The sequence below is a fragment of the Corynebacterium spheniscorum genome, assembly GCF_900113445.1.
GTDB lineage: Bacteria > Actinomycetota > Actinomycetes > Mycobacteriales > Mycobacteriaceae > Corynebacterium > Corynebacterium spheniscorum.
The window spans coordinates 266,552-280,724 of the sequence record NZ_FOPJ01000003.1; the positions used below are offsets into that span (position 1 = coordinate 266,552).

At 58.5% G+C, this 14,173-nt stretch carries 11 protein-coding genes; 9 read left to right on the forward strand and 2 right to left on the reverse strand.

Annotated elements, in window-relative coordinates; all coding sequences use genetic code 11:
- From sucB to BMZ01_RS04060, 8 genes are all read left to right on the forward strand, one after another.
- Positions 1-1,173: 2-oxoglutarate dehydrogenase, E2 component, dihydrolipoamide succinyltransferase (gene sucB / locus BMZ01_RS11130; protein WP_092284665.1), on the forward strand; the 1,173-nt coding region annotated here is incomplete at its 5' end.
- A 293-nt stretch (positions 1,174-1,466) separates the two neighbouring features.
- Entirely contained in the window at positions 1,467-4,334 is a 2,868-nt protein-coding gene (gene gcvP, locus BMZ01_RS04030; RefSeq protein WP_092284667.1) for an aminomethyl-transferring glycine dehydrogenase, read from the forward strand.
- A 156-nt stretch (positions 4,335-4,490) separates the two neighbouring features.
- Positions 4,491-5,612 (forward strand): glycine cleavage system aminomethyltransferase GcvT, encoded by a 1,122-nt coding sequence (gene gcvT / locus BMZ01_RS04035; RefSeq protein WP_092284669.1) that lies wholly within the window; start codon positions 4,491-4,493, stop codon positions 5,610-5,612.
- A 227-nt stretch (positions 5,613-5,839) separates the two neighbouring features.
- Positions 5,840-6,232, forward strand: a complete 393-nt coding sequence (gene gcvH, locus BMZ01_RS04040) for a glycine cleavage system protein GcvH (RefSeq protein WP_092284671.1) — start codon at positions 5,840-5,842, stop codon at positions 6,230-6,232.
- A complete protein-coding gene (gene lipB / locus BMZ01_RS04045; protein WP_092284673.1) occupies positions 6,232-7,020 on the forward strand; it encodes a lipoyl(octanoyl) transferase LipB in 789 nt (262 codons plus the stop codon). Before gcvH ends, lipB begins: the two co-directional genes overlap by 1 nt.
- Before the next feature lie 4 nt (positions 7,021-7,024).
- Positions 7,025-8,092, forward strand: coding sequence for a lipoyl synthase (gene lipA / locus BMZ01_RS04050; RefSeq protein WP_092284675.1), 1,068 nt, complete (start codon positions 7,025-7,027; stop codon positions 8,090-8,092).
- A 130-nt stretch (positions 8,093-8,222) separates the two neighbouring features.
- A complete protein-coding gene (locus tag BMZ01_RS04055) occupies positions 8,223-9,011 on the forward strand; it encodes a DUF4191 domain-containing protein (protein ID WP_092284677.1) in 789 nt (262 codons plus the stop codon).
- A 297-nt stretch (positions 9,012-9,308) separates the two neighbouring features.
- Positions 9,309-10,928, forward strand: coding sequence for an aspartate:alanine exchanger family transporter (locus BMZ01_RS04060; protein WP_092284679.1), 1,620 nt, complete (start codon positions 9,309-9,311; stop codon positions 10,926-10,928).
- A gap of 45 nt (positions 10,929-10,973) precedes the next feature.
- Here BMZ01_RS04060 and BMZ01_RS04065 read toward each other — a convergent pair whose 3' ends face one another.
- Complete coding sequence (locus BMZ01_RS04065; RefSeq protein ID WP_092284681.1) at positions 10,974-11,453, reverse strand: RDD family protein; 480 nt, start codon at positions 11,451-11,453, stop codon at positions 10,974-10,976.
- A 228-nt stretch (positions 11,454-11,681) separates the two neighbouring features.
- Here BMZ01_RS04065 and glnA point away from each other — a divergent pair, with 228 nt between their 5' ends.
- Positions 11,682-13,121, forward strand: coding sequence for a type I glutamate--ammonia ligase (gene glnA, locus BMZ01_RS04070; RefSeq protein WP_092284683.1), 1,440 nt, complete (start codon positions 11,682-11,684; stop codon positions 13,119-13,121).
- A 593-nt stretch (positions 13,122-13,714) separates the two neighbouring features.
- On the opposite strand, the gene BMZ01_RS11135 is transcribed toward glnA, so the two are convergent.
- A partial coding sequence (locus tag BMZ01_RS11135) for a hypothetical protein (RefSeq protein ID WP_425304774.1) occupies positions 13,715-14,173 on the reverse strand: 459 nt, incomplete at its 5' end.

The following is a 14,173-nucleotide window of genomic DNA, read 5'->3' on the forward strand; positions in this document are numbered from 1 at the left end:
ACCCTGGTAGAAATCCTTGCCGAAGAAGACGACACCGTTGACGTTGGTGCCGTGATTGCTCGCATCGGCGATGGCTCCGCCGCCAAGACCGAGCCGAAGAAGGATGAACCGAAGGCCGAAGAGCCCAAGGAAGAAGCTCCCAAGGAGGAGCCAAAGAAGGAAGAGAAGCCGGAAGCGAAGCCCGAGCCGAAGGCTGAGCCGAAGAAGGAAGAGCAGCGCTCCTCCACCACCGGTGAAATGCCTTATGTGACCCCGCTGGTACGCAAGCTGGCGGAGAAGTACGACATTGACCTCTCCACCATTGAAGGCACCGGTGTAGGTGGCCGCATCCGAAAGCAGGATGTGATGAAGGCCGCCGAAGATGGCAGCGAGGATAAGGCTGCTGACTCCAAGGCTGAGGCTCCGAAGGGTTCTGCGGCATCCACCAAGTCTGTGGATCCGGAGAAGGCCAAGCTGCGCGGCACCACCCAGAAGGTCAACCGCATCCGCCAGATCACGGCTGCGAAGACCCTGGAGGCCCTGCAGATTTCCGCTCAGCTCACGCAGCTGCATGAAGTTGATATGACCCGTGTTGCGGAACTGCGCAAGGCTAATAAGCCGGCCTTCCAGGAGAAGCACGGTGTGAACCTGACCTACCTGCCCTTCTTCTGCAAGGCAGTTGTTGAGGCGCTGGTTGCTCACCCGAACGTGAATGCTTCCTACAATGCCGAGACCAAGGAAATCACCTACCACCCGGATGTGAACCTTGCGATTGCGGTGGATACCCCGCAGGGTCTGCTCACCCCGGTGATCCACAAGGCTCAGGAGAAGTCCCTGCCGGAGTTGGCGAAGGCGATTGTGGAGCTGGCTGATCGTGCCCGCAACAATAAACTGAAGCCCAATGACCTTTCCGGTGGTACCTTCACGGTGACCAATATTGGTTCTGAAGGTGCACTATCCGACACCCCGATCCTGGTTCCGCCGCAGGCCGGCATCCTGGGTACCGGCGCGATTGTGAAGCGCCCGGTTGTGGTGACCGAGAATGGTTCGGATGCCATTGCGGTTCGCCAGATGGTGTTCCTGCCGCTGACCTATGATCACCAGCTGATCGATGGTGCGGATGCTGGTCGCTTCCTGACCACCATTAAGGATCGTCTGGAGACCGCGAACTTTGAGGGTGACCTCGAGCTCTAAGCTCTAGCATGCACACTGCCCCGGCTATTCGCGCTAGAAAAATTATCTGGCACGGCATAGCCGGGGCTTTTGTGTACCGGAAATGGCGACGCAACCCGCTGCGGGAGGCGGGTCTCGGGGAAAGCACTACCCCCGGGCAGGGAAACCGGAAACTTCGGATGGCGTGGGGTTTTGGGGAAGTTTTTCAGCCCAGTGATGCACCCGGTTGATCGATCCGCGATGTGGGGCGCAACACGCACATATAATCGCCGGGAGTACTCTACTTACCCCCGCGCAAGGAGCGTCTGTCAGGCATGAACCAACCAGCCTTAACGTCCAGTTACCTCACCCGGCACCTGGGGCCCAATGCGGAAGAGCAACAGCACATGCTCAGTAGCGTTGGCTATGACTCCCTGGATGCCCTGATTGAGGCGGCAGTGCCGCAGGATATTCGTCTGGAAGGTGCGCTGGATTTACCAGCCCCCTTGAGTGAATTTGAAGCACAGGAGCGGTTGAAAGAATATGCCTCCCGCAACACTGTGCTGAAGGCCTTTTATGGCCAGGGCTATAACGACACGATTACCCCGCCGGTGATTCGCCGTGGGGTGTTAGAAGATGCTGGTTGGTATACCGCCTATACCCCCTACCAGCCGGAGATTTCGCAGGGCCGCTTGGAAGCTCTGCTGAATTTCCAAACCATGGTCTCGGAGCTGACCGGGCTGCCGATTGCGGGGGCTTCGCTTTTGGATGAAGCAACCGCGGTCGCTGAGGCGATTGGGTTGATGTCGCGCACCGTGCGCAAGGGTCGCAAGGTGCTTTTGGATGAGCGTCTGCACCCGCAGGTGTTGGTGGTGGGGGCGGAGCGTGCCCGTGCCATTGATTTGGAGGTCGAGATTGTGGACCTCAGTGAAGGGATTGTGGGCGAAGACCTCGTTGGTGTGGTTATCGCTTACCCCGGTACCGAAGGTGATATCACCGACCCGAAGCCGATTATTGATGAGATTCATTCCCGAGGTGGGCAAGCCGCGGTGGTCACTGATCCGCTAGCCCTGATGCTGCTGCCCTCCCCGGGTGAGTTGGGTGCGGATATTGCGCTGGGTTCTTCACAGCGTTTCGGTGTGCCGCTATTTTTTGGTGGCCCGCATGCCGCCTACATGGCGGTAACAGATAAGCTGCGCCGCCAACTGCCTGGGCGTTTGGTGGGTGTATCGGTGGATGCTGAGGGTAAGGAAGCCTATCGCTTGGCCCTACAAACTCGTGAGCAGCATATTCGCCGCGAGAAAGCGACCTCGAATATTTGTACCGCGCAGGCATTGTTGGCGGTTACTGCCTCCATGTATGCCTGCTATCACGGCCCGAAGGGGCTTAAGGCGATTGCGGAGCATTGCCATGACCTCGCAACACGTTTTGCCGCCGGGGTGCGTTCCATCGAGGGCGCTTCGGTGAAACATGAGGTGTTCTTTGACACCGTGGCGGTGACCTTACCGGGTTCCGCGCAGGCCGTGGCTGATGATTTGGCCGAGAATGGCTACCTGGTGCGCGTCCTCGATGAGCATGGGCTGTGCGTGGCCTTTGGTGAATCCGCCACCGAAGAGGACCTCAGCGTGCTCTTGGGTGCCTGTGGTGCGCAGGTACCGGATGCTTCTGTGGACGTCCCGGTGGTGGAGTTGCCGCGCCGCGAGGAAACCCCGCTGGTGCACCCCATTTTTAATAGCCTGCATTCGGAAACCCAGATGCTGCGCTACCTGCGGGTGCTCGCCGATAAGGATTTGGCGCTGGATCGCTGCATGATTCCGCTGGGCTCGTGCACCATGAAGTTGAACCCCACTGCCGGGCTGGAAGCTATTTCTTGGCCTGGGTTTGCCAATGTGCATCCCTACACCCCGGAGCGTTTCACCCATGGATGGCGTGATCTGATTGCCGAAACCGAAGAATGGTTGGCCGCCATCACCGGCTATGCGAAGGTGAGTGTGCAGCCGAATGCTGGTTCCATGGGTGAGCTGGCTGGGCTATTGGCGATCCGCCGCTATCACCTTTCCCGCGGGGATGATCAACGCGATATTTGTTTAATCCCGCAATCCGCGCACGGCACGAACGCGGCCAGCGCGACCTTGGCGCACCTGCGCGTAGTGGTAGTGGCAACCGCCCAGGATGGATCCATTGATGTGGAGGATCTGAAGGCGAAGCTGGAGCAGCATGGTGAGCATGTGGCCGCCATTATGATCACTTACCCCTCCACGCACGGTGTGTTTGAAGATACCGTCCGTGAGGTGTGCAAGCTGGTGCATGATGCCGGTGGCCAGGTGTATATCGATGGCGCGAACCACAATGCTTTAACTGGAGTGGCGCAGCCCGGCCAATTCGGTGGCGATGTTTCGCACCTGAATCTGCACAAGACCTTCACCATCCCGCATGGTGGCGGTGGCCCCGGTATTGGCCCGGTGTGTGTGGCCGAGCACCTGGTTCCCTTCTTGCCGAGTGATCCGGTTGATCCTTCGGTGGATCCGCATTCTCCGGTGCCCTATGAGCATGGTGTGCCGGTGGCTGGTACTGCCCATGGTTCTGCTGGGGTGCTGCCGATTGCCTGGTCCTATATTGCCATGGCTGGCCCGGAGGGCTTACGTCAAGCCACCGCGGTGGCGGTCTTGGCCGCAAACTATGTGGCGAAGCAACTGCATGATTCCTTCCCGGTGCTTTATAGCGGCGACAATGGGTTGGTGGCACATGAGTGCATCTTGGACCTGCGCCCTATTACTGATGAGTGCAAGGTCAGCGCCACAGATGTGGCCAAGCGTCTGATTGACTACGGCTTCCACGCCCCCACCTTGTCCTTCCCGGTGACCGGCACCTTAATGGTAGAGCCCACTGAGTCTGAGGACCTGGCCGAATTGGATCGCTTTATTAGTGCCATGAAGTCCATTCGTGCGGAAATCCAGGAGATTGCTGATGGCAAAGTGCAGTATGTGGATTCGCTGCTGCACCAGGCGCCCTTTACCGCAGCCTCGGTGATTGCGGATGAGTGGGACTACCAGTTCAGCCGCAGCCAAGCGGCGTATCCGGTGGCGGAGCTGCGCGAGTGGAAGTACTTCCCGCCGGTACGTCGCCTCGATGAGGCCTATGGTGACCGCAACCTGGTGTGCTCTTGCCCACCGCCGGAGGCTTTTGAAGATCCCGAGAGCTAAGGCGCCCGGCGATGGCCGACTTGTGGCGCTCCGCGTGGACCACCTAGGCGGTAGGCGTGCGGGGTGCCTGCCGGTGGCGCTTCTAGATCCCGCTTCTCACTGCTTTTGTAGTTCGTTTATCTCGCACCACTGACTTTCTTTGAAGGAGAACACTTTATGAGCGAATTGAAGACCAGCCCGCTGCATGCCCGACATGAGGCACTCGGCGCTAGCTTCACCCCCTTCGGTCCCTGGAATATGCCGCTGAAGTACCAAAACGAGCTCGAGGAGCATCGGGCTGTGCGTAACGCCTCGGGTCTTTTCGATCTCTCGCACATGGGCGAAGTCAGGGTGTGTGGTCCGCAGGCCGGCGAATTCCTCGACTATGCCCTGCTCTCCACCATGTCGCCCTTGGCAGTAGGTAAAGCAAAGTACTCCATGTTGCTCGATGAGGACGCCGGAATTCTCGATGACCTGATTAGTTACCGCCTCGGTGAGCAGGAATTCCTGGTTGTTCCTAATGCCGGCAATACCACCACGGTGGTAGAAGAGCTCCAAAAACGCGCCAAAGGTTTCGACGTGGAGGTCTCCGATGAATCCGGAGATACCGCGTTGGTGGCTGTGCAGGGCCCAACCTCGGAAGACATTGTGGCAAGCCTCATTGAGGACGCCGATGACAAGCAATTCTTGCGCGATATGAAGTATTACTCCGCAGCCCCCTTAGAGGTGGCTGGCATCCGCGCACTGGTAGCTCGCACCGGCTATACCGGCGAAGATGGCTTTGAGCTTTATGTCACCAACGCCGATGCCGAAAAACTCTGGGACACGCTCCTGGAGTGCGCAGATAAGCACGAAGGCGGGTTGATCCCCTGTGGTTTGGCTTCCCGCGATTCCCTGCGCCTCGAAGCTGGTATGCCGCTTTATGGCAATGAGTTGAGTGTTGAGCGGTGCCCCCATGATGTAGGCCTCGGTGTGCTGCGCGGCAAGAAGGAATGCGACTTCGTTGGCCGCGAAGCCTTGGATCGCCGCAAGGAAGATGCCAAACGCAAGCTGGTGGGCATTAAAGGCCTCGGTCGCCGCGCCGCCCGCAAGGATGCACAGCTCTTCCTCGAGGAAGGCGGCGAAGCCATCGGTATCGTCACCAGTGGCCTCCCCTCCCCCACCCTGGGGTACCCGGTGGCCTTAGCCTTTGTGGACAAGGAGCACGCTGAGACCGGCACCAAGCTGAAGGTAGATATCCGCGGCCGCATGTACGACGTCGAAATTGTGGATACGCCCTTCTACAGCAAGAAGCGCTAGTCCCCGAGGCACCAGCCCGCGAAGCGCTAATCCCTCATTTCGCAGCGCACACGCTAGACTGCTGGGTCAGAAGTAGTACCAAACTTCATGGTTGCTACGCGCTGGCCTCGCAGCCGAACTACAACTTTTTATACAGCCCCAGCAGCACCACCGGACCCCGCACAAACGGCGATCAGCCAACTAGAAGGTCCTGTGGGGTGCTCAGATGAAAGGACACCTCACCCAAGATGAGCTCGCTTCCTAATGACTACACCTACTCCGAGGACCACGAGTGGATTAACGCCACCGCTGAAGATGCCGCCGGCAAGATTGTGCGCGTGGGCATCACCTCGGTAGCCACTGAACGCCTCGGCGAAGTTGTGTTCGCGGAACTCCCGGAGGTCGGCGATAGCGTCACCCACAGCGAAACCTGCGGCGAAGTGGAATCCACCAAGTCCGTCTCGGATCTCTACTCCCCGGTATCTGGCACCGTCACCGCCGTCAATGATGCCGTGCATGATGATTACTCCGTCATCAACTCCGATCCTTTCGGCGAGGGCTGGCTGTTTGAGGTCGAGGTCACCGAAGCTGGTGAATTGATGACCGCCGAGGAGTACGCGAAGGCCAACGGCGTCGACTAATGTCCAACGCTCCGCGCGAACCTTTCTTCCCCGCTGACCGATCCATCCGCGCTTCGAAGGATTCCGTCGATATCCGTTATCTAGGCGAAGTCGACTACCTCGAAGCGTGGGATACCCAAGCAGCCCTTGCTGCTGATCGGGCGGCGGGGAGCATTGGCGATACCATCCTGATTTTGACCCACCCCAGCGTGTACACCGCCGGGAAACGCACCCAACCCGAAGACCTCCCCACCAATGGTTTAGCGGTGGTGGATGTGGATCGCGGTGGCCGAATCACCTGGCATGGCCCCGGACAGTTGGTGGCATATCCCATCATCAAACTGGCTGACCCGGTTGACGTGGTGGACTATGTACGCCGCTTAGAAGAAGCCTTAATCAAGGTGTGCCGCGATGCTGGCATTAAAGATGCTGGGCGGATTGATGGTCGTTCCGGGGTGTGGGTACCACCGGACCGCAAGGTCGCTGCCCTGGGAATTCGCATTACCCGCGGGGTTACCATGCACGGCTTAGCGCTGAATTGCGATAACACCCTGGAGTACTACGAGCACATTGTGCCTTGCGGTATTTCCGATGCGGGGGTAACAACAATGACAAAGGAATTAGGCCGAGACATTAGTGTCGAGGACATGACCGCCCCGCTGGTAGATGCTTTAGTGCAGGCTTTAGAAGGCGAACTAGCGGTTGCTGACCACACTTTCGCCTCCGCGCCGGACCCCACCAAGGGGCTGCCTGCTCAGGCTCGTGCGCGCCGAGACCATAGCGACCAACGATCGAAGGGTACGGTATAAACCCGTGACTACACGCGAAGGACGCAAACTACTCCGCATCGAGGTGCGCAACGCGCAAACCCCGATCGAGAGTAAGCCCCGCTGGATCCGCACCGCCGTGAAAACCGGCCCGGAATACCAGGACATGAAAAAGCGCGTGTCCGGCGCTAGTTTGCACACCGTGTGCCAGGAAGCTGGCTGCCCCAATATTCACGAATGTTGGGAATCCCGCGAAGCCACCTTCCTCATAGGTGGGGCTAATTGCTCGCGTCGCTGCGACTTCTGCCAGATCAACTCCGCAAAACCAGAACCACTGGACCCGGATGAGCCACGCCGCGTGGCGGAATCCGTCAAAGAGATGGGTCTGAACTACTCGACCATCACTGGCGTGACCCGTGATGATCTTGAAGATGAAGGTGCCTGGCTCTATGCCGAGGTGGTGCGGCAAATCCACAAGATGAACCCGCACACCGGCGTGGAGAACCTGGTCCCAGACTTCTCCGGCAAACCAGATCTGCTCCAAGAGGTATTCTCCGCAGAACCGGAAGTTTTTGCCCACAACCTGGAAACCGTGCCGCGTATTTTCCGTCGCATCCGCCCGGCTTTCCGCTATGACCGCTCCTTGGATGTCATCCGCCAGGCCCGCGATTATGGGTTGATCACCAAGTCCAACTTGATCTTAGGCATGGGCGAAACCCCCGAAGAGATCCGCGAATCCTTGCGTGACCTGCATGATGCTGGCTGCGATATTGTCACCGTCACGCAGTATCTGCGCCCCGGCCCGATGTATCACCCCATCGATCGTTGGGTAAAGCCCGAAGAGTTCATCGAGCACGCTGACTATGCCCGCGAACTTGGTTTCGCCGCGGTGATGTCTGGCCCCTTGGTGCGCTCTTCTTATCGTGCCGGCAAGCTCTGGGCCGAAGCGATGGCCTTCCATGGCCGTGAGTTGCCGGAGAACCTCGCGCACCTTGCTGAAACCTCTAAGGGCACCACCGCCCAGGAAGCCTCTACCCTCTTGGAGAAATATGGTGCTTCCCAGGACACGCCGGTGCAACCTTCGACGGCCACCAGTGTGCGCAGCGGTTGCTAATTTAAACTCTCCATAACCCCAGGCACTGTCAATCACTAAGTACTAAGGGGGCCCACTGGATCTCCTCGCGGAGCACCAAGGGCCCCCTGTTGGCGTGCATTATTATCTAAAGGAACTAGAGTTATTTCACATGGCAGACAGCACTAAGCAGGCAAGCAAGGAAGCGAAGAAGCAGGAACGGGCCGCCAAGCGTGCCCGGCGGAAGCAGACCCGCTCACAGCTGTGGCAAGCGTTCAACCTTCAACGCAAGCAGGACAAGGCACTTATCCCGATCATGCTCGCGTCGATTATTGGTGTGGGCGCGCTCTTCTTCCTCATCGGCATGCTCTTTAATGGCCAGTGGTTCATGCTGCCACTTGGTCTTGCCCTTGGTTTCATGTTGGCGATGTACCTCTTTACCCGCCGCCTGGAAACCTCGATGTACGACAAAGCCGAGGACACCCCAGGTGCCGCTGGCTGGGCCTTAGAGAACCTGAAGAACTCCGTTGGCATCGTCTGGCACACCAAGACCGCTGTCGCCGCTAACACCCATATGGATGCCGTGCACCGCGTGATTGGTAACCCCGGCATCGTTTTGGTCGGCGAAGGTGAACGCCACCGCGTCAAACCCATGATGGCGCAGCAGAAGAAACGCCTGAACCGCATCTCCGGTGGAGTGCCGATCTACGAGATGTATGCCGGCAAGGCTGAAGATGAAGTGCCCTTGAAGAACCTGCAGCGCGAATTGCTGAAGCTTCCCCGCAACTATAAGAAGGACGAAGTGTACGCCATCGCCTCGAAGATTGAGGCTATGGATAGCGTCGCCGGTGGCAGCAGTGCCGCCCCGGGGCTGCCCAAGGGCCCACTACCGAAGGGCGCAAAGATGACGGGCATGAACCGTCGCGCCCGCCGCCACGCAGAGCGCAAGCAAAAAGGCTAAGCCCCTAACTCTGCCTTGGGGTGTCACCCGGCACACTTCCCCATCCCGGAGTACCGGCGGATACCCCACAACAGGCGGGCAAGAGTGGGGGTAGCCCCACAGCACACTCGCGCTTCCCCCTTCCCCGCCAGTGTTTGCCTTAAGCAGGCATAACGCCCCATCCGCCCCCTGCGGTGGCCCCCGAATGTGGCGGTCACTAATCAACCCTGTGACCCAGGTTGTTTCTAGCTGCGGATATGGGGCGTTTAACGTCTTCCTAACTGTGTTCTTTCGTCCAGATCTGGAAGCATGGGAAGCGTGAATATCCTCGTGGAGAACCCACTTTTAGCTCTCCTTATCATCATGGCCTTCGGCCTACTATTAGGCCGTTTCAAGATTTTCGGCTTCCAGCTTGGCGTCGCCGCCGTGCTCTTTGTAGGTTTGGGTTTGGCTGCCATCCAACCAGGCATCCAAGTGCCCTCCATGGTCTACATCATTGGCTTGGCGCTCTTCGTTTATACGATTGGCTTGGAAGCTGGACCGGACTTCCTGCGCACCCTCAAAGCCAAGGGGCTGCGCACCAACACTCTCGCCATTGGCGGCATTTTGATCGCCAGTGGCGTCACTTATGGGTTGGTGCACCTCTTTAAGCTGAATGGTGTTTCCGGCGCCGGCATGTTCACTGGTGCCACCACCAACACCCCCGCTATGGCGGCGATCGTCAACTCGCTGCCCTCGCTGGTCCACGACGACGCCGAACTCCAAACCCTCAAGAGTCTCCCGCTGGTCGCCTACTCTTTGGCTTATCCGCTGGGCGTACTGATCGTGATTCTTTGTGTGGCGATCATGGCGAAGGTTTTCCGCATCGACCACACCGCGGAAGCTGAGGACGCCGGTGTCGCCGTCCATGAGCTTTATACCTGGCGTATCCGCGTCGACCGCGATGATCTTGGCCAGGTCATTGACCTCGCCGGCGACCTTGGTCGCGAGATCATCGTGTCGCGTATTGAACGTAATGGTGAGCAGGAACTCGCCGGCCCCGGCACGCGTGTAACCCGCGGCGATGTGCTCTGCGTGGTCGGTACTGTCGAGGAGCTGGAAGCCACTGCCCGCCAGCTCGGTGAGGTGGCCCCGGGTGATCCCTTCCACGGCCACGACTTGGATTATCGTCGCATTTTCGTCTCCAACCCGGATATGGTGGGTATTCCGCTAGCGAAGCTGCGCCCGCACCTTTCCGGCATGTTGATTACCCGTGTGCGCCGCGGTGACGCCGATATGGTGGCCACCCCGGATACGGTCCTGCAGCTCGGTGACCGCGTCCGCGTGGTCGCCCCACATGAACGCATCGGCAAAGTCACCCGCCAAATGGGCGACTCTTATCGCCGCCTCTCCGATGTGAACCTCTTCCCGCTGGTACTTGGCCTTACCCTCGGCGTGCTGGTCGGCATGATCGGCATTCCGCTGCCCGGCGGTTCCGAACTGAAACTGGGTAGCGCCGGCGGTCCCCTGGTCGTCGCCCTCGCCCTCGGCGCGATCGGCCGTACCGGCAAAGTCGTCTGGCAGGTCCCCTATGGCGCCAACCTGGCCTTGCGCCAGCTCGGCATCACGCTCTTTTTAGCTGCAATCGGTACCACCGCCGGCGCTGGTTTCCGCGACGCCCTCAGCGACCCTGCGTCCTTAACCATCATCGGCGCCGGCGCGATCGTCACCTTCGCTATCACCATGAGTGTGCTGGTCATCGGCCATAAAGTCTTCAAGCTTCCCTATGGCGAGACCGCTGGTTTGGTCGCCGGCATGCAAACCCACCCCGCGGTGCTCAGCTATGTCTCTGACCTCACCCGTAATGATCTGCCTGCGATGGGTTATACCGCTGTGTATCCCATCTCCATGATCGCCAAGATTATTGCCGCACAGATGCTGCTATATCTAATGATTTAATTGGGCACGCCTGGGCCGAGATCGTCGTACCCCACGTAGGGTAGGTCACCCACGGATCACAGTGGTGCTGGTAAACCGATCGTGCATACCTCGCCCGTCTTCATCCACAACAATGGCCGGGAAGACAAAGATCGTTAGTATCGAACGGAAGAAAGCACGCACCAGCCCCACTGGGGCCCCACCCTCATCAATGCGGGCGACCCCCATTCCCAGCACAGCTTGCCCCGGGGTGCGGGCAAAAAGTGCCACCGAGATGGTGCCCAACAGCACAAAAAACACCAAGGCCAAGAAGGCCACCCCACCGAAGATATCCGTGAATTGGTGAATCAGGATCGCGGCGAACCAACAGATCCACCAATCAATCAACACTCCAGCGCAGCGGCGCAGCACGGAAGCCAAGGACCCTATCCCCGTCTTCGGCAGCCCCAGCTTCTCCCCTGGCCAACGGCTATGGGTATCGGTGCCATCGAACTCGGCGGGAATTTGCGGGCCTTCCAGCCAACTACGCCTCTGCTGCTTACTCATGGTGCTAGATCGTAGCCGAGGAAGGGGTGAATTCAAGGATTCGCTCGGCGGGGTGTACACCTTTACCCCATGCGATTTTTGATAGCGCGACAGAAAGACGAGTAAAGTGTGCACCAGCAGTGATGATCCTCGCCTTCGACGTCTAGCTCTTCTCGCCTAGGGCGATTCCTCTGCCCGACATAATTACACATCCTTTAGAGCACATCTCCCCCGCTAAGGAGCCCCTGTATGGCCTTCGAGTCCGTAGCCGACGTCATCAAGTTTATGAAAGACGAGGACGTCAAGTTCCTCGATATGCGCTTCACGGACGTTCCCGGCACCGAGCAAAGGATCACCATTCCGGCGCACCTCTTCACTGAAGAAACCGCCGAAGAAGGCCTGGGCTTTGATGGCTCCAGCGTGCGTGGTTTCACAAGCATCGATGAGTCGGATATGAACCTCCTCCCAGATGTGGCTACTGCCCGTCTGGACCCCTTCCGCGCCGCAAAGACCTTGAACATGAAGTTCTTTGTGCACGATCCTTTCACCCGCGAGCCCTTCTCCCGCGACCCGCGCAATGTTGCGCGTAAAGCCGAGGAGTACCTCGCCTCCACCGGCATCGCTGATGCCTGCTACTTCGGTGCGGAACCGGAATTTTATCTCTTCGAAAAAGCCAGCTTCCACACTGGCGTGAACTCCTCCGGCTATCACCTTGATTCTGATGCCGGCTGGTGGAACCGCGGCGAAGCCACCGCCATTGATGGCATTAGCCCCAACCGCGCCTATAAGACCCGCCTCAAGGGAGGCTATGGTCAATGCGGCCCGCAGGATATGTATGAAGACCTGCGCGATGAGATGACCCTCATCCTGGCCGATTTGGGCTTCGAGATTGAACGCGCCCACCCTGAGGTCGGCACGGGCACCCAGCAGGAAATTAACTACAAGTTCAATACCCTGCTGCACGCCGCCGATGATATGCAAACCTTCAAGTATGTGGTGAAGCAAGCTGCTTTCCGCGCTGGTACGACCGCTACCTTCATGCCTAAGCCACTTGCTGGCGACAATGGTTCCGGTATGCATGCTCACCAGTCGCTGTGGAAGGACGGTGTGCCGCTATTCCACGATGAGTCCGGTTACGCCGGTCTCTCGGATATCGCCCGCTATTACATCGGCGGGATCTTGCACCATGCTGGTGCGGTATTGGCATTCACCAACCCGACCTTGAACTCATACCACCGCCTAGTGCCCGGCTTTGAAGCACCGATCAACCTAGTGTACTCGCAGCGTAACCGTTCTGCTGCCGTGCGTATCCCGATCACCGGATCGAACCCGAAGGCTAAGCGCATTGAATTCCGCGCTCCGGACCCCTCCGGCAACCCGTACCTCGGTTTTGCTGCCATGATGATGGCCGGCCTCGATGGCATCAAGAATCGTATTGAACCTCACGCCCCGGTCGATAAGGACCTCTACGAGCTTCCTCCGGAAGAAGCTGCCAGTATCCCACAGGCCCCCACTTCCCTCGAAGCCTCGCTGGCCGCATTGGCCGAAGACAATGACTTCCTCACCGAGGGTGACGTCTTCACCGACGACCTCATCGATACCTACATTTCCATGAAATACGACGATGAGATCAACCCGGTCCGTTTGCGTCCCACTCCCCAAGAGTTCGAGATGTACTTCGACTGCTAAACCCCTAACACAGTTTCCCGCAGGTCTTAGCTGGCCTGCGGGACTTTTTGTTCGCAACGTCGGGTTACGTAGGGGTTGAGTAGCAAAATGTGTGTCTGTTTTGAGATTTTCCGCTGTTCACCTCCTGCAAATCGGGCTGTTATAAGGTTTAGTGCGTGATATGACCCATTATTTCCTTAACCCACGGAAATGGTGCACGTGATAGCCGCGACTTGGTGTGCTTTCCTCTGCTGCAAGAGACAACCCCACGATGCCCGGTAGACACACAACAACGCAGACCCACGACCGCACGGAGCTGCCGCACAATCCACGCCCTGGGCTCAGTTCATCTCTTTCGTCATCAACTACTCTTGCTGACTCAGCCCGGTATAAAACAATCACAGAGTTAACACCCGTAAAAAACCAGCAAGACACACCATCTAGTCCGGCCAGGTGGAACACCTAAAACAAAAACAAATCCCCCGGTGTCACTCCTACAGCAGCGACGCTTTTGCTCTTTAAACCCCCGAAGCGCTTCATCTCGGGCATGAGAAAAGGCCCCCAGTTACCTGGAGGCCTTTCAGTAGGTTCGTGCCCTTAAGGCAATTACCTGGTTAGATTCCGCGACGCTTGGACGCGAACAGAAGCAACATACCGAGGCTCATGAAGAGCGAAGCAATCAAGCTAAGTAGGCCAGTGTGGGTCCCAGTGTTAGCCAGTACCCCGGTTCGCTTAGCAGATTGAGGCTTCGGGGCTACGCCCTTGGCCTTGGCAGCTGCCGGCGGATCCATCGGCTTCTGGACAGCGGGTGCTTGCGCACTCGGGGCCTTCGGCGCGCCGGCGCTTCCGACATTGCTGCTACCCAGTGCGAGTAGCGGGATCAACAGCGGGAGCATCGAGCCAGCGGAGCTTCCGGTCTCCGGATCTTCTTCCTCATCGGTCTCGCCAGGAGATTGATCCGAGTTCGGAGGATCAGCGGGAGTGGTCGTCTCGGGATCATCCGTCGGCGTAGCCGGTTCGGTTTCCGTAGTGGTTTCCGTTTCCGTTGCGGTTTCGGTTTCCGTTGCGGTTTC